We start from the raw sequence: 22750 nt of genomic DNA, 5'->3' as shown, positions 1-22750 counted from the left end.
TAGCTCTCAATCAGTAATCTTGGTAGGAGATTCCGTAATCTGTATAACAATGCGGTCAGTTTAAGTTCGGAAATTTGTAATAATAAAATTATAAATCAAATTACTATGTACAACATAAAATTAAATAATGGTGTCGAAATGCCCATTTTAGGATTTGGCGTTTTTCAAATGCAGGACATGTCAGAATGTGAACAAGCAGTAGTAGATGCAATTGAAACTGGCTACAGATTAATTGATACAGCGGCTTCTTATATGAATGAAGAGGCTGTTGGAAAAGGTATTAAAAGAAGCGGAATTGCAAGAGAAGAATTGTTTATTACTACAAAACTTTGGGTAAGTGATGCGGGTTATGAAAGCACTAAAAAGGCTTTTCAGAAATCACTTGAGCTTCTGCAATTAGACTATCTTGATTTGTATCTTATCCACCAGCCTTATGGCGACATCTATGGTTCCTGGCGCGCTATGCAGGAATTATATCAGGATGGAAAAGTAAAAGCAATTGGAGTTTCAAACTTTCATCCTGACAGAGTTATGGATTTAATTAGCAATACAGGGTTTGTTCCTGCGGTTAATCAGATAGAAACACATCCGTTTCATCAGCAGAATGAGACTCAAAAATTCCTTCAGGATAATAATATTCAAATTGAATCGTGGGGACCTTTTGCCGAAGGAAAAAACGATATTTTCCAAAATGAGATTCTAACAGCAATTGCACAAAAATATACTAAATCTACTGCGCAGGTTATTCTAAGATGGTTAACTCAAAGAGGCGTTGTTGCGATTCCAAAATCCGTTCGCAAAGAAAGAATGACAGAAAATATCAACATTTTTGATTTCGAATTATCAAATGAAGATATGACAGCTATCCAAACTTTGGATACCAATGCAAGCCTGTTTTTTGACCATAGAGATCCTAATATGGTAAAATGGTTAAGTGAGCGAAAATTAAACAGATAACAAATACCAACGAACATTTAGATGGATAGAAGATCAATATTAAAAACAGCAGGTTTAGCATTGGCGGGAAGCGTTTTGCTTCCGTTTCGTTCTCTCGCAAATTCAAACATTGATGAGCTAAATTCAGAAGAAAATAACACATCACTAGTTCCCGGAAAAAGAAAACTTGGCAAACTGGAAGTTTCGAGCATTGGTATTGGCGTTCAAAATATGAGTCGTAACTACCAAACTACGATTCCTTCAAGACCAGAAATGCACCGAATTATAAGATCTGCGTATGATAATGGAGTAACTTTATTTGATGCTGCGGAAGCTTACGGGCCTTTTGAGGTCGAAAAAATACTGGGCGAGGGCGTTGCTTCTTTTCGAGATAAAATTGTGATTTCTACAAAATTTGGATGGAATATAGATCAGGAAACCGGAAAACGTTTACCGGGTTTAAACAGCCGTCCTGAACATATCAAAATTGTAGTGGAAGGAATGTTGAAGCGCCTTAAAACCGATAGAATTGATTTATTGTATCAGCATCGTGTTGATCCGCAAGTTCCTATAGAAGATGTGGTTGGTGTTATACAAAGTCTGATTAAAGAAGGAAAGCTTATACATTACGGACTTAGTGAGCCTGGTCAGGAAACAGTCAGGCGAGCACATGCCATTCATCCAGTTACTGCCATCCAAAACGAATATTCTCTTTTATGGAGAGGTCCTGAAAAAACAATTATTCCTCTTTGCGAAGAACTCGGAATTGGTTTTGTTGCATGGAGTCCGCTTGGAGTTGGTTTTCTGACCGGAGCAATTGACGAAGGAACAAGGTTTGCTCAAGGAGATATTCGCGGTATTGAATCAAGATTTTCTCCTGAAAACCTGCCAGCAAATATGGCTTCGGTTAAATTAATTCAGAAATGGAGTAAAGAAAAACAAGCTGCGCCAGCCCAAATTTCTTTGGCTTGGCTTCTTGCGCAAAAACCTTGGATTGTGCCAATTCCCGGAACAACACAAATGGCGCATATGTTGGAAAATACAGGGGCAAGTCAAGTAAAATTTTCTGCAAATGAATTGCAGGAATTCAATACAGCATTAAATGCAATTCAAATTTTAGGAGAAAGATTGCCAGCGGGAGTTTTAGCTTTCTCTGATGTTGAAGCACCTCAAAAAAAGTGATAGTCTTCGAAATCCATCAATAGAAAAAAAACGAATTAAAATTTACATCATTATGAAAAAATCACTTTTTTGCTTACTTATACTTATCCTAATTGCAAACAAGTCTTTGGCGCAAAATACTGCTGCTGAAAAGGAGGTAATTCAACTTTCACAGCAAAAATGGCAGTGGATGTCCGATAAAAACGTTGATAAACTTACACCATTGTTTGATGATAAATCTGTTTTCGTTCATATTGGAGGAAGTTGGGGTAAAACTCAGGAAATCAATGTGATTAAAAGTGGAGGAATTTATTATAAGAAAGCAGATGTTCACGAGGTTTCAGTAAATATTATAGGCGATACCGCAATACTTTTGAGTAAAATTACATTATTAGCAGTAGTAGGAGGAAATGAAGTTACGAATCCATTTATTGTGACAGAAGTGTATATAAAAGACCATAATGGTTGGAAATTAGGATCATTGTCGTTCACTAAGTTAATGACAGCTGGACAATAAATTTTAGAAATTGAGAAAAGAAAAATAAGATGAAAAACATAATCAGTGCAAGATGGGGAATTTTCTGTTTGCTATTTGTAGTAAGCAGTTCCTCGCTCACAGCGCAGAAGAAAGCCAAACAAAAACCAATAATTATTGAAGAACAGGGAAGTTTTGCAGTAGGAGGAACCATGATTGAAAATCCGGGTACATTTGATCCTTACAATATTACTCCCGCAGGACAGACTTTTAGAGGTGATCACGCTTATGTTTTTTATCAGGTTCCTGTTGACGCAAAAAAATATCCATTAGTAATGTGGCATGGTATAGGTCAGTTTTCTAAAACTTGGGAAACTACACCAGATGGACGTGAAGGTTTTCAGAATATTTTTCTTCGTCGAAAATTCCCTGTTTATTTAATAGATCAGCCCAGAAGAGGAAATGCAGGAAGAAGTACTGCAGAAGCTTCGATAAAACCAATTCCTGATGAACAACAATGGTTTGGTGTTTTCCGTGTAGGGATTTGGCCCAATTATTTTGATGGTGTTCAGTTTTCCCGCGATCCGGAAACACTTAATCAATATTTCCGTTCCATGACACCAAATCTGGGAACAATTGATATAAAGGTTACTACAGATGCAGCTTCTGCACTTTTTACAAAAATTGGTCCTGCCATTCTGGTTACGCATTCACACTCTGGAGGAATGGGCTGGATTACGGCTATTAAAAATGAAAATGTTAAAGCTATTGTATCTTATGAGCCGGGAAGCGGATTCTTATTCCCTGAAGGCGAAGTTCCTTCTCCAATTGCCAGTTCAGCAGGTGCTCTGGAAGCAACAGCCGTTCCACTGCAGGACTTTATGAAACTGACCAAAATTCCGATAGTAATTTATTATGGAGATAATATTCCGGATAAACCATCAAAAAATTCAGGTGCTGATGGATGGAGAGCACGCTTAGAAATGGCAAGATTATGGCGTGATGCTGTAAACAAAAAAGGGGGAGATGTTACTGTGATTCATCTTCCTGAAATCGGAATTAAAGGCAATACACATTTTCCTTTTTCGGATTTAAATAATATTCAGGTTGCTGATCTCATGGCTGAATGGCTGAAAGAAAAAGGATTGGATAAATAATTTTGCCAAACTAAATTCAATGAAGAAATGATGCTCCTGTGATTAAAATTGTTTTGCTCATTTTTATTTCTTTATATGATTAATAATGAGGCAAAGTTAGAAGTACGAGTTCCTGTTACTGCTTATACAAAATCGGGAAGACATGATACATTTTTACGTCCATTTTTTAAAGTTTGACTTTATATAATATAACTGCTGAACCCGATAAGTCCAGTAGTTATATTATTGGTTTTTTACTTAAAATTATTCAACGAAGGATAATATTCCAAAATTTGTTTTCCATTTTAAACCTAATTTCGGTGTTCAGTTTTTTGTTTAAGGAAACAAGAAGTTTCTCCCCAATAAAAATAAAATTAGTGTATTTTTGCATTTCCAAGCAAACAAACATTCTTGAAAAAGTATATTATCATAGTACTTTGTGGTTTAATCTTTCTTCCCTCTTTAGGAAGTATGTTTGTATATGCTTCATTCAAACTAAATCAGCAGGAAATTGCCAGAACAATTTGTGTACAGCGCAAGCAGATTTTTAATACTTGTAATGGTCGATGCGAACTTCAGAAGAGTCTTAAAAAATATTCTGATAACGAAAAACAAATGCAGGACAGTCTTAAAGAAAAATTAGAGATTGTCTATATCTGCAACTCCGAAGTAAACTTTACTTTTTTACCTCCTGTAGGATATCACAAAAATGTTTTTGCTTTTTTAAGCAGTAAACCAATTGGAATTTCCTCTGCTACTTTTCGCCCGCCCGCCACTATTTTATACAGCTAAAATTCTTTTCAAATTCATTAAGAAAAATTTGTCATTGCCTTTTGCAACGTGACAATACTGCTATTGCTATGAACTAAATTGATTTTTCTGCATTCATTTATTCTTAATAAGATAAAAGATTAATAGAAAATTTAAAGGTTCTTGACAATTGGTTTTGTAAAGTCATGTCCCGCATCAATCTGTAACAACAGCTTTATTCTATGCTGTTTGTTATTGGGTTGGCAATATCCTTATTTGAATACCAACAGAATTTTATTGATCACTCTTCATTGAAATTATACACGCAAAAAAGTCAGCAGTTTATAACATAATTTGCTGGATTAAATACTAAAAACATGAAAAAAATAGCTTTGATTCTGTTGCATTCTCTACTTGTAATATCATGTGAGAAAGCACAGGAGAAACTTCCAATATTAGGAAATCCAATAGTAAAAGGAAATGAAACGCAATATCCACGTATCAAAGACTTTTTGTTTACTAATCAGGATAGTCTGAAAATTACCAACAAGACTTTTGACGGCAAGATTTATATAGCCGATTTTATTTTTCTTTCCTGCCCTTCGATCTGCCCGAAAATGAACACACAACTTAAAAAAGTATACGATGTTTACAAAACTAATGATGAGGTATTATTTCTTTCTCATACCATTGATCCTGATCATGACACAATACCACGCCTTAAAGCTTATACAGTCGATAATGATATAAAAAAGAACTGGCATTTTGTGACGGGAAATAGAGATAGCATCTATAAAATTGCAACCGAAAGTTACTTTGCAACGGCATATCCGGATAAAAATGAGCCGGGAGGTTTTGTGCACAGCGGCGGATTTCTGCTTATTGATAAAAATAGGCACGTTCGTGGGGTTTATGATGGGACAAATCCAAAGGAAACAACAAGACTAATTGCCGATGTAAAAACTCTTTTAGAAGAAAGTGAGGCCCAATAATAATTCACTAATGAAAAAATGTATCACTTTATTTATTCTCATGCTGCTTGTGTTTCAAAATACTGGCAGTATCTGGATTATTGGTGATTTTTATATCAATAGGGATTATATAGCCAAAAATGTCTGTATCAACAGGTTTGATTCCATTCCGATTTGTAATGGAAAATGTTATCTGGATACTAAATTAAAAGCTAATGATAAACAGGAACAGAAATTTCCAACAATAACGTACAAAGAAGTTCAGCTTTTTTTTGAAATTCCTCTTGTATTTTTATTTAGACCGATACATTTTGTAATCAAAAAGAAATATCCGTTGCTTCAGCCGTGCGGTCAAAAGTCTAATTATGTTTTTTCGATTTATCATCCTCCCAGATTTGGTTAATACTCTCGTTTTAGTACTAATCATAAAATCAAAAAAATGCAAATATCAGAAATACCCGAGCGCGGCCTGAGTTTATTCACAGGTAATGAGAGTCATTTCTGGATGGATAACATGGCTAATCTGCTGCAAAGATTTCCTTTACTGGAATACCCTCACAGGCAGAATTTCTTTATGCTTCTCTTTATAGATGACGCAGAAGGAGAAATTAGTATTGATAATCAAAAAATCCGTCTTGACAGCGCTAAAGTCATCGCAATAAAACCACGTTATATAAGCTTTATAGACATTAACAGAAAAGCCAAAGGGAAAATAATCTGTTTTACGGAAGAATTTTTTTCCCTGCGCTACAACAATAATATTTTAGACCAGTTTTCATTTCTTCATGATACTTCAAAGTTATTTGTCAGGCTTAGTGAAGAGGAAGCTAACAAGTGGGAATATCTGCTTGAAATATTTTTCAAAGAGTTCAGTCTCCATAGAAAAGAATCGGTAAAAGTACTCCGATCTTATCTCAATATTCTGCTTTTTGATTTAGAAAGGCTTTATGATCCCTCGGGATTTGTTGTAAACAATTCGCCTAAACAGCAGAAGGTAAAAGAATTTGAAAAACTCATTGATAAAGATTTTAAAATAAAAAAAATGCCTGCAGCCTATGCAGATCTGCTCAATGTAACGCCAAATTATCTGAACAAGATATGTAAGGAAGTAACCAATTATACAGCGGGCGACCTGATACGAAAGCGTATCGTAATAGAAGCACAGCGACTGATTCATTTTACCAATTATTCTATAAATGAAATTGCTGATCAGCTCGGTTTTGAAAATGCGTCTTATTTTGTTACTTTTTTTAAAAGACAGACAAACAAAACACCAGAGCAATTCCGCAGATTATCAAACCAATAAAAAATAAAAAAATGAGAAACAATAAAATTTTAATAGCAATGCTTTTACTATGTGTATCAGTATCTGCTCAATTTGTACAAAAACCGCTTCCTTATAGTTATGATGCCTTAGAGCCGTACATAGATGCCAAAACAATGGAAATCCACTACAGCAAACATCATGCGGGTTACGTAAAGAATTTAAATGATGCGATTAAAGGTACAGCACTGGAAAAAATGACACTTTATGATTTATTTTCCAAAGCATCATCATTGCCTGTTGCAGTACGAAACAATGCCGGAGGACATTATAATCACGAGATGTTCTGGTCGCTATTAACGCCTGATAAAAACACAAAACCTTCAGATGGACTTCTGGTATCAATAACTGAAAAATTTGGAAGCATGGAGAATTTGAAACAGAAATTAAACCAGGCTGCACTCTCACGTTTCGGCTCGGGTTGGGTATGGCTTTATGTTTCAGGAGAAAAGCAGCTGGAGATTTCTACAACTGCCAATCAGGACAATCCACTCATGGATGATGCTCAAAACAAAGGCATTCCAATATTGGGAATAGATCTTTGGGAGCATGCTTACTATTTGAAATATCAAAATAAACGAGCCGATTACTTATTGGCAATATGGAATATAATTAACTGGAATGAAGTTAGCGCCCGCTATAATTCGATTCTAAAATAACCTTAAAAACTACTATCATGAAAAAAATCCTTCTATTTGTTACCATTACAGCGGTGTTAAGCTGTAATAAAAAAGAGGAAAAAGCACATCCTCACGATCATCCTCATACTATGGAATCTGAAACCATGTATAAAGATCCTAAAAACCCACTCAATAAATTAACTTATGCCAGCAAAATTGACTTTAGCTGTAATATGGATGTGAGTAAATACGGTGTCACCGATACAGTCACTTATAAAGGTAAATTATACGGTTTTTGCTCTTCGGTTTGCAAAGATGACTTTATGAAAAAACCAGAGGAATATCTGGCTAAAAACAAGAAGTAATTCTGAAGGAAAAAAAAAGCTAAAAAGTGTTACTTTTTAGCTTTTTTTATGTGATTCTTAATAAGTTCTAGTCAATGGCTTTATTTGTTTTCGTCAAATCAAAGTTTAAATTGGTATTCAATATAATTCCATTATTGTTTTGAAAAACATTTTGTCCGTCTATCTGTCTTCCCAACTGTACGATTTGATTTAGATAACCACCTTCAATTCTTATATTTTTATTAAACCTGTAGCCTAATAAAACTCCAATTCTGTTTTGATCAAAAACGTTCATATTAACATTTTTCCCAAATCCAATAAAAATTTCGTCATAGAAAGCTAAATAAGGTGTTTTGTCCTTTATCTCATTTCCTTTTAAAGGCACCTGAACTCTTATCATATATCGCATTCGGTTCAATAACGGAAATTCGTCTTCTGTTGTCTCATTTATCGAACTGTACCTGCCTACAAATCTTTGTTCTAACATAAACCTATGCGAGAAATCAACGATTCCTTCTTTATGACTTAGCTGTACCATTTCAAAAATTCTATGTTCTGTAAAATCTCTGCCCATACCATTTATAGGGATTTCTCCATAAGGATAGGTTTCGATCCAGCCATAACCAACACGAAACTGCACTCTTGAATTTAAGTTATAATTCAATCCAACCCTTAATAAACTTTGCTGCCATTCGGTAATGGTTTCATTTCTGCGCCATTGGTATTCAGTATGTATTCCAAATTTTTCTGAGATCTTGAATGTTCCAAAAAAATTATACCACCCAATGCTGTTATTGGTAGTGATACGATTATTTTGCCCGATTACAGATTGTAAAGTACTAATTAAAAAAATGAGGGACAATAAATAATTTTTCCTGCTCATTATTTTAAGAATTCAAGGGTTCCGTCTGTCAAATTATAAAACACACCTACAATTTTTATCTGTCCTTTATCTTCCATTTCTTTAAGAATTGGACTTTTTTTACGAATTTGATCCATAGCATAAAGCACGTTATTTTCTGAAACGTGTTTTACAAAGTTATCATTTTTAGATGTTTTTTCACCAATAAAATCCTGACTCATTGCTACAGCAGGTTTTATTTTTGAAAGCATTGCTGTAATATTTCCAAGTTTTACATCATCGATAGCACCTTTTATAGCGCCGCAATGCTGATGTCCCATCACTAAAACCAGTTTTGCACCTGAAACTTTACAGGCAAATTCCATACTGCCTAATAAATCTTCATTTACAAAATTTCCGGCTACGCGTCCCACAAAGATATCTCCCAAGCCCTGATCAAATACATCTTCCACAGGTACGCGACTGTCTACACAACTTAATACAACTGCTTTTGGAAACTGACCCGGTGCTGATTTTCGGGCTTGTTTACTATGGTCACGCACCGTAGTGACACCGCTTTGAAAACGTTTATTTCCTTCTATAAATTCCTGTAAAATTGCGTCAGGCGTAAGTCTGGTTTGTTCTTCCTTCGTCATTACATGAGAAACTACAGGTTTTAAATCTTCTGCAGGAATAGAAGTTGAATTTGATTTTTCTGTTTTTGTACCATTGTTGCAAGAAACCAATAATACTGCTGTGCAAAGCATTACTAATGATCTGAATTGATTGTCCATTTCTTTGTTTTAGATTAAATGTGCCTACTTTGTAAAACGGTGTTCAGCATGTCCGTTTATTATTTTTTAGAATGTTTATATAAAACAGCAAAAGAGATTTTTTCCCTACCTGAAAGCGGTCTCTTAAATTTAATTTTTCACTGAAGTGTAAAGTGACAATTCCTTTAATCCTTCTTTTAGGATAGTTTAGCGATGCAAAAATAACTGAATTCAAACATGTCGAGTGAATTAAATAGCAGCCGTTATTAAAGAGGAGTAACTATGAGAAAGAAGAGAATTTTTAATTTTAAGTAATTGTTTATTAGTGTTTTATGATTTTAATAGTAGAGAGGAAGATAATATATAATCCGGAAATCTGATAATAAGGTGTAACCAGTAAAATCAATTGATTGAAAAGCTAAATTCAGTAGAATAAAATGCAATATAAATAGTGATTTTAACGAATCTCGAAGTAACGTTTTTTAAAATTTCCTGCTTGTTTGTTTTTAGCTGTTTTTGAATTACTGTGCGAGATTTGCAGTAAAAAAACAGAATAATTTATGGACTTTCCAATTTTTCATTTAGACTGGCTCAACAATAGGATGCTTATCGCCATCATTGCCATTATTCACGTGATGATTAATCACGGTTTAGCTGTGGGTTTTATGCCTCTTATAACCTGGCTGGAACAGAAAGGGGTTAAGAACAGCGGCAGGGAACAAATTACAGATTTAGACTGGGACAACAGAATTTATAATATGATGAAAGTTGCTTTTATCATCACTACAACAATTGGAGCAATGACAGGAGTAGGGATTTGGTTCTCCGTTGCGCTTGTAAGCCCTACATCTATAGGAAGTTTAATACGCGTTTTTTACTGGGCATGGTTTGTAGAATGGCTGGTATTTGTTACCGAGGTAATCTTGATCATGATTTATTTTTTGACATGGAAAAGCAGCAATACTTCGCTTAGAGCTAAATTACTACACATTCGTTTTGGATGGTTTTTAAGTTTGTTTTCGTGGATTACTATGGCAATTATTGTTTCTATTTTGAGCTTTATGATGGATCCCGGAAACTGGAATGCACATAAAAGTCTGCTCAATGGGTTTACCAATCCAATTTATCTGCCTCAGTTATTGTTTAGGACTCCTACAGCCATGCTTGTGGCGGGAAGTTTTGGAATGATGCTGGTAACGCTATTCTTTAAAAAGGGCACGGAAATCAGACTTAAAGCGGTGAAATATGTCTCAAAGTGGATTATTCTATGGGCTCCAATTTCGCTTCTGGGAGCAGTAATTTACTATCGTGCAATTCCCGAGGCCATGACCGCCAATATGAGTACGGCTGTAGGTACAATGGATTTCAATAAGTATTACGATTTAATGAAATACTTTATATTATTTGGAATTTCCTCTTCTCTTATAATGGCAGTTCTAGGCATATTTAAAGCCAAATGGATTAAAAGTTATATGGTATTATTTCCTGTGATTATGGCTTTTGGCTACCTTGGATTTTTTGAAAGAGTGCGTGAATTTGTCCGAAAACCTTATGTAATTGGAGGCTATATGTATTCCAACTTATTATTAGAAGAAGATTATCCTGTTTACCAACAATACGGACTTCTAAAAAATGCGACCTATACTACAGTAACCGAGATTACGTCCGAAAACAAAGTAGAAGCCGGCAGAAATGTTTTTGCAATCGCCTGTAGCCGCTGTCATACCACTCAGGGAGTCAATAGTGTTGTGGATGTTTTTGAACGCATGTATGGAGTTGGAAAACCGCTGGATATAAACTCCATGGCATCTTATATTCCCAATATGCATAACGGAAGAACCTATATGCCTCCTTTTCCCGGAACTCAAGAAGAAAGTGAAGCTCTGGCAGCCTATATCCGAAGTATTCAGGACACAGGAGATGTTCTCGAAGGAGCACAGTCAGAAGGTGTGGAGGTAAGTGAACTACAAGATACAAAAGCAGTTTTAGCAAATAAAAAATAACAAAAGTTTAAAAATGATCAATTTATATATTGCGTTGTCAAACAACGTTCCGGTTCCAAAAGATATTCCCTTACCGCTGCCAATGCCTGAATGGTTTTTTGTAGTTGTTCTGGTACTTTCATTCCTGCTTCATATCCTTTTTGTTAATCTGATGCTTGGAGGTTCTATTTTGGCTTTGATTGCCCAGATAAAAGGACTTAAAAATAAGGAATACGATACATTGGCACATGAAATAGCCAAAACCATTACAGTCAATAAAAGTATTGCTGTTGTACTTGGTATTGCGCCGCTTTTGAGTATTAATGTATTGTACACGATTTATTTTTATTCGGCAAATGCACTTACCGGTTTAATGTGGATTGCGGTAATACCGTTGGTGACAGTGGCGTTTCTGCTTACTTATTTGCACAAATATACTTGGGAAACATTAGAGAATCATAAAGCAGTTCATATTTCGATTTTGGCACTGGCAACAGTTATTTTTCTTTTTATCCCGTTTATCTTTCTGACCAATATCAATCTAATGCTTTTTCCTGAAAAATGGGCTTTAGTAAAAGGCTTTGTAGATGCATTGTTTCTGCCGAATGTTTTTCCGAGGTATCTGCATTTTATCTTGTCTTCACTGGCAGTAACGGGATTGTTTATATTTTGGTACAACAGCCGCAAGAGTTATCCGTTTGAAAATATATACCAACAATTTACCCGATACGATATTCAGAAAAAAGGGTATTCTCTTGCTCTTACAGCTTCCATATGCCAATGTATGATTGGCCCGTTGGTACTGCTAACTCTTCCTTCTAAAGGTATGGGCTGGAATCTGATTTTAGTCATTTTCTCCGGCGTAGCTTTTGCAGTTCCCGCTATGTGGCTTATCTGGAAGAGATTGACCGGTGAAAAAGAAAACATCGAAAAAGACTTTTATAAAATAGCAATGCTCCTTGGAATTACGGTTTTGTGCATGGGTTCAGGAAGGCAGATTTACAGAGCAAATTCGCTTGAAAAACACCGCGAAATGGTGAGAATTAAAACAAACGAATTTCAAATTTTGAAAAAGAAGGCTGTAGCCAAAATGAAAGCAGAAGAAGCCGGAGCTGCTTCGGCAGATATGTCAGAAGCAGAGAAAGGGCAGAAGGTATTTAGCCAGTATTGTGCCTCCTGTCATAAAGTAGATGAAAAACTAGTAGGACCGCCGGTTTTGGAAATGGCAAAAATTTATAAAGGTAATGTGACCGATTTGCAGAAATGGATAAAAAATCCGGGTAAAAAACGTCCTGATTATCCACAAATGCCAAGTTTTGAATCTCAGTTGGATCAGCAGAAACTAGATCAGCTGGCAGAATATATTCTGAACATAAAATAAACTAAAAACAATTCTTTATGATTCGTTTCTGTTATCTCTTTCCAATAATTGTTTTTATGTGTTTTACTGGCATTTTATACAAGGTAAACAAGTATGAAAATGTAATAAAAAAAAGACCAAAGAACAGCATAGAAACATTGCATAGTGTTTCCTCTCCATGTTTAGAAAATAACTTTTAACTTAAAAATAAAATAGTATGATACAAGTTTTTTCCATTATGATTTTAATTTTTGTACTTCTTGCAATTGTTTTTCTGATAAGAATAAAATCAATTACACTGAAGCTTGTTAAGTCAAAAGAAGTGAATAACAAAGAAAATCCACTCGAAAAAGATTATCAATTTATAAAGGGACTGTATTAGTTAAAAAGTGTCCACCAAAAGAAGTTTCTTTTAAATTTTGATAGTTTGGAGCCCTGTTGATGCTGACACACACAGGGCTTCTTTTTTGTTTATAAAAATTTAATTAAACACATATAAACATAGATTTTAGGTATTTAAAAAGGAAAATCAAAAGAAACTTGTTTCTCGCACATAGTCCACAAGCCCTATGTCATTAAGGTAAATCTATAATCTATGTTGAATAAATACCTCACAAAGGTACAAAATCGCAAAGGTTTTTGTCATTTCGACGCAGGAGAAATCTCCACGAGAAGCTCGACAAAGATTGGATTCTCGCTGCGGAGTTACTTGCGAAGATTTCTCCTGCGTCGAAATGACAATATTGTGTTTAAGCTTTGTGACTTTACGAGAAAAATTATAATTCAAAAAAAACTTAACTTAATGACATTGCCCGAAGCCTCGAGATTTATTAATGCAATTGAAACGCCTTTTTGAGGTCAGTAATTCTATGTTTCTAGGTGTTAGATTTAATCTGAGTAAAAAATGGTGCTTATCAAAATGGTATGTATTGAAAGTGTTTTGGTAGCAGATATCGCTACACTAGTTTTTAATTTTGACAGATATAAAAATTAAAAAAATAATTAAAATGAAAAAGGCATTACTACTAATAGATATACAGAAAGAATATTTTGAAAATGGAGCATTGGAACTTGTAAATCCAATTCCGGCAAGTGAAAACGCAAAAAAATTACTGGAACATTTCCGAAGAGAAAATGATACTATTGTTCATGTACAGCATATATCTGGCGAAGGTATTCCTATTTTTGTTTCCGGAACGCAAGGAGTAGAAATCCATGAAAATGTAAAACCACTTGAAGGAGAGAAAGTAATCACCAAACAATTTCCTAATAGTTTTAGAGGTACTGATCTGCTGGAATATTTACAGTCAAAGGAAATAACGCATTTGGTCATTGCAGGAATGATGACTCATATGTGTATAGATGCAGGGACAAGAGCTGCTGTTGATTTTGGATTTGAATGTACAGTAATTGGCGATGCCTGTGCTACAATGGACCTTCAGATTAACGAGCAAAAAGTTAAATCTGTCGATGTGCACAATGCATTTTTAGCGGCATTAGAATTCTTTTATGCCAAAATTCAGACAACAGATCAATATCTGCTTTCTTAAATAAATTTAGAATTCAACTGTATAAATGGGCTGTAATTTATTACGGCTCATTTTTGTATTTGGCAATTATTTGCAAATGAAGTTGTAAATTTACTAAAGCAGGCTAAAAGGAATAGAACGATTTTAAGAGATTAAAAAGTAATGAAAACAATAAAATTTCATAAAACCGAATGTGGTGTTGAGATGCTTCTCAATGTATTGCATGGAGATGTACTAAGCGAAAGATATTTGGAGCGCGATACTTTTAACACTGATTTTTTTGAAATTTTGCTTTTTAAAAAAGCAAAGGGATCTTTGATTTTAAATCAACAGAAAATCAATATTACCGACAATACAGTTGTTTTTATTTCTCCTTTTCAGAAAAGGCAATGGACTGAGGAGAAAGAAGGTTTGGACTTTACTGTTTTGGTTTTTCAGGAAAACTTTCTAAACGATTTTTTCTCAGATAAATTCTTTACGTATCGGCTTCTTTATTTTTATCAGTTAAATTATCCCTTAAATATTACTGTTGAAAAAGAAGAACTGCAAAAAGCACTAGAGCAACTTATGGAAATCAAATCAGAATTGGTAGCGCGAAGGACAGACAGTATCCATATCATACGCTCTCTTACCTATTATCTGCTTTTGAAGTTCAACAGGGTATATGCCGAGAAAAATAATCTCTCAATTGAAAGAGCCGAAAATAATTATGCTTATCAGTTCAAACAATTACTCGAAACCCATATCAGGGAAAAGCAGAGGATTGACCATTATGCAGATTTATTAAATGTGAGCAGGATTTCAATTAATACCTGTGTGAAAAAACAGTTTAATGTTACCGCTACAGAACTCTTAAAACAAAGATTGCTCTTCGAAATAAAAAATGACTTAATACATTCCGGAAAGACTGTCGCGGAGATAGCGTATAATCTTAATTTTTCGGAACCTGGACATATGATGCGGTTTTTCAAAACCCAAACAGGAATTACAAGCACCCAGTTCCTTTCAGATTATCAAAATGGTATATTTTCCTAGTATTTTAGTTAGATTGTTACAGAATAAGATAAATTTGCAATAAAAGAATTGTTATACTTTAAAAATGAAAGTTTAGGGTATATTAATTTCAAAACCTTCAATCTGCCTTGAGGCAGTTAAATTTTTAATATGCTCAAAAAATATAAATCCAATAAAATATATTACCAAAGTACAATAACACTTGCAGGACCTGTAGTGATTTCTCAGCTGGGACACACACTGGTACAGACTTTTGATACCATTATCATAGGGCATTATGCAGGAACGATATCATTGGCAGCAGTCTCACTGGTTCATTCGGTTTTCATGGTCGTTTTAGTCATTGGATTAGGCGTTGCATATGGCCTGACACCTTTGATTGCGCAAGAAAATGGAAAATCAAATTTTAAGGAATGCGCTGAGCTTCTTTCAAACAGCTTATGGCTTAATGTTGCGGCCGCAATTTTTCTTTTTGTAATTGTTTACTATGGCTCTATGTTTGCCATGCAACATGCAGATCAGGATCCTCAGGTGGTAGAAACAGCAAAGCCTTATTTGCTTATTTTAAGCTTATCTATTTTGCCTTTAATGGTATTTCAAACCTTTAAACAATTTGCAGAAGGACTGGGTTTTACAAAACAAGCAATGTCTATAACGATATGGGGAAATGTACTCAACGTAATTATAGCAGTGATTCTGGTAAAGGGTATGTTTGGGATTGAGCCAATGGGAGTTCAAGGAGTAGGAATTGCAACATTAATAGATCGGGTTTTAATGATGCTGGTTATGATGTGGTATGTACTTCGATCAGAGAATTTTAGAGTTTATATAAAGCATTTCTCTGTTAAGTTTGTTGATTTTTCAAAAATTATAAAGGTTGTAAAAATAGGATTGCCTGTAGCGATGCAGTATGTTTTTGAAATTGGAGTATTCGCAGTTGCGGCTTTAATGGCTGGTAATATAGGCGCAGTTGAACAAGCAGCCCATCAAACAGCGATAACCCTTGCAGCAATGACCTATATGATGGCAGGAGGAATTGCATCGGCGGCAACTATTAAAGTTGGAAATAGTTTCGGAAATAAAAACTACAAAAGACTTCAGAAGTTTGCATATGCATCTTATCATTTAGTAATCATTTTTATGATGTTTTTTGCTGTAATTTTTACACTCTTTAATCAATATTTACCTTACTTAATAACAAATGATTTAAATGTTGTAGCGCTGGCAGCACAATTATTGATAATCGCCGCGATATTCCAGCTCTTTGATGGTACGCAGGTTGTTGGTCTTGGAACATTAAGAGGAATGGGAGATGTAAATATTCCTACTTTGATAACTTTTGTTGCTTATTGGCTTGTTGGTCTGCCTGCGGCGTATGTTTTAGGAATTCATTTTGATGCAGGAGTAAAGGGAATCTGGTACGGTTTGACCCTTGGATTGTTAACATCATCTGCTTTATTGTATTTAAGATTCAGGTATGTAATCAATAAAGTTTTAGAAAATTAATTAATAGGTCAATATAGATTTCTTAAGTAATTCAATCATTAAAATGAATGTCTGCAATTTAAGAATATTAAAAAAGCAGCAAAAATAGGCTACTATTCTTGCTGCTTTTTTTTATAAATTAGTTAATAAAAAACTCTTTATGCGTTTTAACCCATTCTTCGATTGGAGTCATTTTTACAGGCAGTTTTTCTAAAACCTCTTGCAATTTAGGATTGAATTTTGTTGGATATACCGGAAGACTTGCCAGCATTTCATAATACCCTTGTACACCTCTGGCACTTTCTTCTCCAACAAGAATGCTTAATTTATCTCCAAATTCTTGCGGAGGCATTGCGTAGAAATCAATTTTTTCTCCTAATCCAATAGAGAATTTTTCGGCAAGACCATTTCCTTTCAGATCATCCAAACCGCTAACCATAAAGGATTGTCCTGAAAGTTCTGGTTTATATAAAGCTTCTACCACAAAAGCACTGACATCTCTTGATGCAATATAACCAATAGGCATATTTTCAGGAGTTGGGTACGCTACTTTTCTTTCGCTTTTTACATAATCGGTTGTATAAGGAGCCAGTAAATTTTCGGCATAAATAGAGGGTTCAATTATTACATACGGTACTCCGCAATTTTCAAGATATTCCTTAGTGTCCAGCTTTACATCTTCCATAGGAATACCTAATTTTTGTGGTGCCAAAAATCCGCTGGTATTCCAAACTATCATTTTTACACCATTTTTCTTAGCTGCATCAATTACATTTTTGGCAAGTTGAAATCCATCTGCAGGATTAGGCAGCGAGACAGGAATTAGCAAAGCAACAGCATCAATTCCCTTAGTGATTTCTTTCATTTTTGATGCATCAGACATATCGCCTAATACAGGGATTGCACCTGCGTCTTCCAGTTTTGAAAAGTTTTTTTCTGAACTTGTTGCAGCGTAAACAATTCCGCCTTTATTTTTTGCTTCTCCAATTACATGGAATTGCTGTGAACCTGTGGCTCCAAATACTAATATTTTCATTTTATTTTTTTATTTAATTGTTTTAATTTTCGGTAAAACTAATTAATAACTTACTTTTGTACAAGTACTTACGTTTTAGTTGGGTACTTACTAAATAGTTAGAAATACTGATAATCAATGGAAAAAAATCTAAAAATAATTAATGCATGTGATGAAAACTGCCCGGTAAAAAAAGCATTAGGTTTATTGGGAGGAAAATGGACAATGATGATTTTGTATCAGCTTAATACCAGAACCATTAGATATGGAGAACTTAAAAGGGCTGTAGTAGGTATTAGTGAAAAAATGCTGATTCAGGAATTGAATGCTCTGGTAGAAAACAAATTGGTCAATAAAAAGGCTTATCCTGAAATCCCTCCAAGAGTAGAATATACATTAACAGAACTGGGTTTGAAGACTTTACCAATTATAGATCAAATAGCTGCTTTTGGTTTGGAAAATTTGGTTTAGTTTGCCGATAATATTAAAAATAATAAACACATATATCCTTAGAATTTGATGAATATATTTTTAAGATTTCCCCGTATTGTTCTACTCTTGTGGCTGATGTGGCAATTTCCTGCTTATTCGCAAAACGGGTCAACGATTTCGGAGAGCAAAATGATTCCAGAAGTTTTAGCAAAGCAATTTCATGACTTGTCCAAAGACAATGCTTCTGATTTAGTGTACTTGCAAACCAGTAAAAGCATTTATGAAACAGAAGAAGATGTATGGTTTAAAGGCTATGTATTGGATTCGCAATTTTTTTTGCCTTCAGGAAATAGTAAAATATTGTTTGTGCAGTTGATACAAGACAAAACTGATAAAGTTGTTTGGGAAAAGAAGTACGAAATAGAAAGCGGTTTTGTTAACGGGCATCTGTTTTTGGAAAACAATCTCGCGGAAGGGACTTACACTCTGGCAGCTTATAGCTCCTTTTCTTATACCCGAAATAGTAAAGAATTTTACGCTATAAAGAAATTAGAGGTTTTAAAATCAATAAATCGTAAAGAAATCTTTAAACCGGTTGAGAAAGACAGTACTTTACATTTTGATGTTTTTCCCGAAGGAGGAAGGTTAGTCCACGGAATTGAAAGCACAGTGGCATTTAAGGCTGTCGATTCAAATGGACTGCCTATTGATGTTTCAGGAAATTTGTACGAAAATAATAACCTTCTGCTTGATTTTAAGAGCACTCATGGAGGTATGGGAAGTTTTGTTTTTACACCTGATGCAGACAAAAAATATCATATTCTGCTCACATCGCCTGCATCTGGCAAGAAATTTTCGGTAGGGGAAATATACCGCAGCGGGAAAACTTTGCAATTAGCTGGTCAGACGAAAGAAAATTTGATTTTTAAAGTTTCGCAAAGTGCTGCCTTAAATGAAGAAACTGTATATCTGAGGTTACAGGTACGGGGAATTGTTTACAGCATTGCAGTAGGTTTATTGAAAAAGGAGCTGATCATTAAGGTGCCCTTAAAAGATATTCCGCAGGGTATTGCAGAAATTACTCTTTTTAGCGAAAATTCAGTTCCCGTGGCAGAGCGCTTGGTTTATATTAATCCAGATCAGAAATTAAATATTAATGCGCAACTCGATAAAAGCGGCTATGGCACAAGAGAGAAAGCAACTCTAAAAATAAAAGTAACAGACCAGAACGGCCAACCAACAGCAGCTCATTTGGGACTTAGTGTTTATGATAAATTGTACCAAAACAAGGGGGACGCAAAAAACATACTCAGCCATTATCTTCTTTCTACCCAATTAAAGGGAAATATTTATGATCCGGCATACTATTTTAACGAGCAAAATAAGAATCGACACCAGGCGTTAAACCTGTTGCTGCTAACCCAGGGATGGCGAAACTATGTGTGGGAAGAATCCAATTTAAGAGAGAAGGGAAATACCCTGATACCAATTGTTTCTGATGAACTGAAAGCAAAAATCAGTTTTAAAAAAAACGATGTAAAAACAACCGAGACACCGCCGCAAGGCATAAAAGTATTTTCTGCAGACGTACGCAAAGGATCCGATATTGTGCTTGCCGATGAAGCAGGAGTCTTTTTTATTACACCCGATCATTTAAGAAAGGGGGAAGGAGGGTATACTTATCTAAAATTGATGACGCCTCAGGAATCTAAATATTATATAGATATTAAGGACTTTTCTTTTGAAGAAATCAGCAAAGAGCGTAAAATAAAAACAGCAATTTATCCAATACCAGCATTATTAAATAAAAAAACGGAAGACTTGCAGATTATTGGAGATCGGCCGGATATAAACAAATTGAATGAAGTTTTAATAACTTCAAAAAAGAAAATAATATTTCGGGATAAATTTATAGGGAAGCTCGACAGTTTAGCCAGAATAAAGCCTTCTACAGATTATGTATGTGAAAATGGGATATTAAATTGCCCCAAACATCCGCCTTATCCAAATTATAAAGCTATAAATAATACTAATAACCGACAGTTTTCTGAAGCAGAGCTTCTAGTTATGTTCAATATTGCAGCAATAAAGGGATATTACGGCAAGAAAGCATTTTACGAGCCTATTTATGATGAAGTAACAATAAATGATCCTAATGCAGATTACCGCAATACTTTGTACTGGAAACCGGATTTAATTACAAATGAACAAGGAGAAGCGACCGTGTCTTTTTTTTGTTCAGATATAAATACTTCTTTTTTAGGAAATATAGAAGGTGTTAGCGCAGATGGTTTGCTTGGAACACAAAATTTTGAATTCTTGGTTAGAAAAAAATAAATCCAAAAATTGGATGCGATTTAATGCTTACTTAGAAGATTTAAGACACGTTAAAATTCCAAATGTTTGCTGTAGTTCAGTTTCGAAGCTAAGCTTAAATATTAAAATAGTACACTAAACAGTAAAGAAAAAGGCACAAAAAAATCCCATTTCGTTAGAAATGGGATTTTTTTGTGCCTCTTAGTGAACAATTTACAAACCCCATAATTTATTGAAGATTGTGTAAATAACATTAAAAATTAAGAACTGACAAATTAATTTCTCATGTAAGAAAAAACAGGTAAAAATACTTAGTTTGCTTCTGAAATTTTGCTTTAATATTGTAAGAATATATTTGAAGAGGTTTTAAGTGTTTTGTGATATGAAATTGAGTTGAAAAAAATAAAAACCTCCCTTTATTTTAATTAATTATTGTTGATTCAGTAACGTTTTATTTGTGTTGTTGTTTTATTTTTAGGTAGTTATGTTTTTTATGATGGAGAGATGCTAACGTGATGTTGATTGCTTTAAAACAGTAAGACTGAATAAATAAATGTAAGAGAATTAAAAAATCTAGTATACCCCCGAATCTATTATAAGAATACATGATTGTTGATGAAGTGCCAATTCAGATTACCAACTGAACGTTGGTTGCAGAATTAAAATCATAAATTATTAACCATAAAACCTATATTATGTTACAAAGAAATGACCTTGCGGATGGTTTAAATGAACCTAAATTAGCCGCAAATTTAGTTGCAGACGGAAATGAATCCTTATTGAAATTTACTCCTGGTGATCAGGGTAGATTAGAAAAGTTGATGTCAAAATATAAGCAACTCCTGATTGAAACCCCAATTAATCCTTTTCGTGAAGAGAATCTTCAGGAAATTGTTAAAAATGTAGATTATGGAGTTTTAAGTATGCTGGAAGGTACATGGGTTAGTTATAACGATAACCATGGTAATCTGGTAGGAAGCGGTATACATACTACCATTATGCCTTCTCCCGGAACAAATGCAGGAACAATTCCTGGGAAGTATAGTTTTGAATGCGAAGAGTATATCGAAAAACTAACCTTTAATCTGGTTCCCGGAGGAGTTCGTAATCGTGGAGGAGCAAACGAGCAATTTTGCGGAGCTGTTAAATATGATCAAAGTATAAAAAGTGTCAATAGAGTTCCGGGTAATTCTTCTTTGGAATATACTCCGATTCACGAAGAAAACGGAATGTATTTATGGCTGAGCCAAATATTTAATTATGCCGCTACCAAAAAAACGATTGAAGAAGATCGTGGTATTCATGCCGTAGCAGCAGATGATCCGAATAGACATTTATATAAGAGTGGTTATCAGGATGAGACTCTTTTTTTGGTTATAAACGATAAAGGTGTAAAAGAATATGTAACGCTGGAAAATCTAAACGGACGTGAGTATTATAATATTAAAGCAGCCAAAGAACTTAAACCGGGAGCGGGTCAGACAGGAACGTATTTTATTCCTGATTATTCTATCTCCAGAAGTGGTGTTATTCCTCATGGAAGTACTGTAACCTTGCTGGGTGATCTAAAACCAGATGGAAATAACTTTTTAGTAATTGGTGCTCCGGCATTTCCAAGCGGGGATGAAGCCTGGAAGTATGATCATCTTTCAATTTCCCAAACAATGGGAGGCGCGGGAGCATCTGAGGACGACCCTATAAATCTTGATGCGCCACCACCAGCATGGGTATTTGAAAAACTGGATCACAAAAATGACCCGCAAGAAAACAGAATTTATACTCAGCGCATACTTGCCCATCATTTATATCCTTATTCTGTGCGACCAGATTTACGTTTGCGCGATAATAACAAAGGAAAGGTGATTAAAAATCACGTACGTATCGATTTGTCTTCCAAAAATAAAATAGGAGCGCAAGGAGGGATATTAAACGTTCCATTTGTGAATCGTTTTGTTCCGACTGTCGAAATGAATATGAGAATGTGGATTGAAACAGTAGAAGAAAACGGAATAGAAATTCTTCAGTTGCAATACGAACAGATTATCTTTTTTGAATTTGATTTTGGAGATAACGGTGGTACTACAAGCTGGCCACATATACAAGTCAATACACTTCGTAAGATAGACGATGTTTCTCCAGAGCAAAGAAGTTTAATCGAAAAACAATTTCCAAGCTCAAGTATCATTACTTCTTCAGCGTCAGCTTCAGAATGTCCTTATCATAAATCTTAAAATTATATCGGAATCACAGCATTTTTTCTATTAAAATACTGTGATTCTTTTTCAT

21 protein-coding genes are annotated in these 22750 nt (G+C 34.6%); 18 read left to right on the top strand and 3 right to left on the bottom strand.

From position 1 onward, the window contains the following. Nucleotides 1-105: 105 nt before the first annotated feature. The 10 genes from C8C83_RS23645 to C8C83_RS23600 all read left to right on the top strand — a co-directional run bounded on the left by C8C83_RS23645 (nucleotide 106) and on the right by C8C83_RS23600 (nucleotide 7738). Nucleotides 106-957, top strand: a complete 852-nt coding sequence (locus C8C83_RS23645; RefSeq protein ID WP_121330994.1) for an aldo/keto reductase — start codon at nucleotides 106-108, stop codon at nucleotides 955-957. 21 nt (nucleotides 958-978) lie between these two features. Then, a complete protein-coding gene (locus C8C83_RS23640) occupies nucleotides 979-2118 on the top strand; it encodes an aldo/keto reductase (RefSeq protein WP_121330993.1) in 1140 nt (379 codons plus the stop codon). 52 nt (nucleotides 2119-2170) lie between these two features. After that, the gene (locus tag C8C83_RS23635; protein WP_121331442.1) at nucleotides 2171-2614 is read left to right on the top strand and encodes a nuclear transport factor 2 family protein; all 444 of its coding nucleotides are present in this window, start codon (nucleotides 2171-2173) and stop codon (nucleotides 2612-2614) included. Nucleotides 2615-2643: 29 nt separating this feature from the next. Then, a complete protein-coding gene (locus C8C83_RS23630; RefSeq protein ID WP_121330992.1) occupies nucleotides 2644-3729 on the top strand; it encodes an alpha/beta fold hydrolase in 1086 nt (361 codons plus the stop codon). A gap of 390 nt (nucleotides 3730-4119) precedes the next feature. Then, nucleotides 4120-4500 carry a hypothetical protein gene (locus tag C8C83_RS23625; protein ID WP_121330991.1) on the top strand — a complete coding sequence of 127 codons (381 nt, stop codon included), beginning with the start codon at nucleotides 4120-4122 and terminating at the stop codon, nucleotides 4498-4500. A 335-nt stretch (nucleotides 4501-4835) separates the two neighbouring features. Then, nucleotides 4836-5450, top strand: coding sequence for an SCO family protein (locus C8C83_RS23620; protein ID WP_121330990.1), 615 nt, complete (start codon nucleotides 4836-4838; stop codon nucleotides 5448-5450). A 10-nt stretch (nucleotides 5451-5460) separates the two neighbouring features. After that, entirely contained in the window at nucleotides 5461-5832 is a 372-nt protein-coding gene (locus C8C83_RS23615) for a hypothetical protein (RefSeq protein WP_132011929.1), read from the top strand. A gap of 36 nt (nucleotides 5833-5868) precedes the next feature. Beyond that, the gene (locus C8C83_RS23610) at nucleotides 5869-6735 is read left to right on the top strand and encodes a helix-turn-helix domain-containing protein (RefSeq protein WP_121330988.1); all 867 of its coding nucleotides are present in this window, start codon (nucleotides 5869-5871) and stop codon (nucleotides 6733-6735) included. An 11-nt stretch (nucleotides 6736-6746) separates the two neighbouring features. Next, nucleotides 6747-7412 carry a superoxide dismutase gene (locus C8C83_RS23605; RefSeq protein ID WP_121330987.1) on the top strand — a complete coding sequence of 222 codons (666 nt, stop codon included), beginning with the start codon at nucleotides 6747-6749 and terminating at the stop codon, nucleotides 7410-7412. A 17-nt stretch (nucleotides 7413-7429) separates the two neighbouring features. Then, the gene (locus tag C8C83_RS23600; protein ID WP_199735323.1) at nucleotides 7430-7738 is read left to right on the top strand and encodes a YHS domain-containing protein; all 309 of its coding nucleotides are present in this window, start codon (nucleotides 7430-7432) and stop codon (nucleotides 7736-7738) included. Between the two features lie 67 nt (nucleotides 7739-7805). Here the strand turns inward: C8C83_RS23600 and C8C83_RS23595 are convergent, their stop codons facing one another. Next, nucleotides 7806-8600 carry a DUF2490 domain-containing protein gene (locus C8C83_RS23595; protein WP_121330986.1) on the bottom strand — a complete coding sequence of 265 codons (795 nt, stop codon included), beginning with the start codon at nucleotides 8598-8600 and terminating at the stop codon, nucleotides 7806-7808. Further along, nucleotides 8600-9352 (bottom strand): carbonic anhydrase family protein, encoded by a 753-nt coding sequence (locus tag C8C83_RS23590; protein WP_121330985.1) that lies wholly within the window; start codon nucleotides 9350-9352, stop codon nucleotides 8600-8602. The genes C8C83_RS23595 and C8C83_RS23590 overlap by 1 nt, the downstream gene beginning before the upstream one ends. A 539-nt stretch (nucleotides 9353-9891) precedes the next feature. On the opposite strand from C8C83_RS23590, the gene C8C83_RS23585 reads away from it, so the two are divergent. The 5 genes from C8C83_RS23585 to C8C83_RS23565 all read left to right on the top strand — a co-directional run bounded on the left by C8C83_RS23585 (nucleotide 9892) and on the right by C8C83_RS23565 (nucleotide 16722). Beyond that, nucleotides 9892-11334 carry a cytochrome c gene (locus C8C83_RS23585; protein WP_121330984.1) on the top strand — a complete coding sequence of 481 codons (1443 nt, stop codon included), beginning with the start codon at nucleotides 9892-9894 and terminating at the stop codon, nucleotides 11332-11334. A 13-nt stretch (nucleotides 11335-11347) separates the two neighbouring features. Then, nucleotides 11348-12694, top strand: coding sequence for a cytochrome c (locus tag C8C83_RS23580; protein WP_121330983.1), 1347 nt, complete (start codon nucleotides 11348-11350; stop codon nucleotides 12692-12694). A gap of 986 nt (nucleotides 12695-13680) precedes the next feature. Continuing rightward, nucleotides 13681-14223: a cysteine hydrolase family protein gene (locus C8C83_RS23575; protein ID WP_121330982.1), complete on the top strand. Its 543-nt coding sequence runs from the start codon at nucleotides 13681-13683 to the stop codon at nucleotides 14221-14223. A gap of 141 nt (nucleotides 14224-14364) precedes the next feature. Further along, the gene (locus C8C83_RS23570; RefSeq protein WP_121330981.1) at nucleotides 14365-15237 is read left to right on the top strand and encodes an AraC family transcriptional regulator; all 873 of its coding nucleotides are present in this window, start codon (nucleotides 14365-14367) and stop codon (nucleotides 15235-15237) included. A gap of 129 nt (nucleotides 15238-15366) precedes the next feature. After that, nucleotides 15367-16722, top strand: coding sequence for an MATE family efflux transporter (locus C8C83_RS23565; protein ID WP_132011928.1), 1356 nt, complete (start codon nucleotides 15367-15369; stop codon nucleotides 16720-16722). Nucleotides 16723-16840: 118 nt separating this feature from the next. Here the strand turns inward: C8C83_RS23565 and C8C83_RS23560 are convergent, their stop codons facing one another. Next, nucleotides 16841-17737: an NmrA family NAD(P)-binding protein gene (locus C8C83_RS23560; protein WP_132011927.1), complete on the bottom strand. Its 897-nt coding sequence runs from the start codon at nucleotides 17735-17737 to the stop codon at nucleotides 16841-16843. A 117-nt stretch (nucleotides 17738-17854) separates the two neighbouring features. Between C8C83_RS23560 and C8C83_RS23555 the strand changes: the two genes are divergently transcribed. The 3 genes from C8C83_RS23555 (at nucleotide 17855) to C8C83_RS23545 (ending at nucleotide 22695) form a co-directional block, all read left to right on the top strand. Next, nucleotides 17855-18187, top strand: a complete 333-nt coding sequence (locus C8C83_RS23555; RefSeq protein WP_121330978.1) for a helix-turn-helix domain-containing protein — start codon at nucleotides 17855-17857, stop codon at nucleotides 18185-18187. 48 nt (nucleotides 18188-18235) lie between these two features. Continuing rightward, a complete protein-coding gene (locus C8C83_RS23550) occupies nucleotides 18236-20485 on the top strand; it encodes a hypothetical protein (protein ID WP_132011926.1) in 2250 nt (749 codons plus the stop codon). Nucleotides 20486-21159: 674 nt separating this feature from the next. Beyond that, a complete protein-coding gene (locus tag C8C83_RS23545; protein WP_121330976.1) occupies nucleotides 21160-22695 on the top strand; it encodes a peroxidase, FMP-type in 1536 nt (511 codons plus the stop codon). Nucleotides 22696-22750: the final 55 nt, after the last annotated feature.

The sequence above is a fragment of the Flavobacterium sp. 90 genome, from assembly GCF_004339525.1.
Lineage (GTDB): Bacteria > Bacteroidota > Bacteroidia > Flavobacteriales > Flavobacteriaceae > Flavobacterium.
Note: the sequence above shows the minus strand (reverse complement) of the source record. Positions and strands in the feature narration are given on the sequence as shown.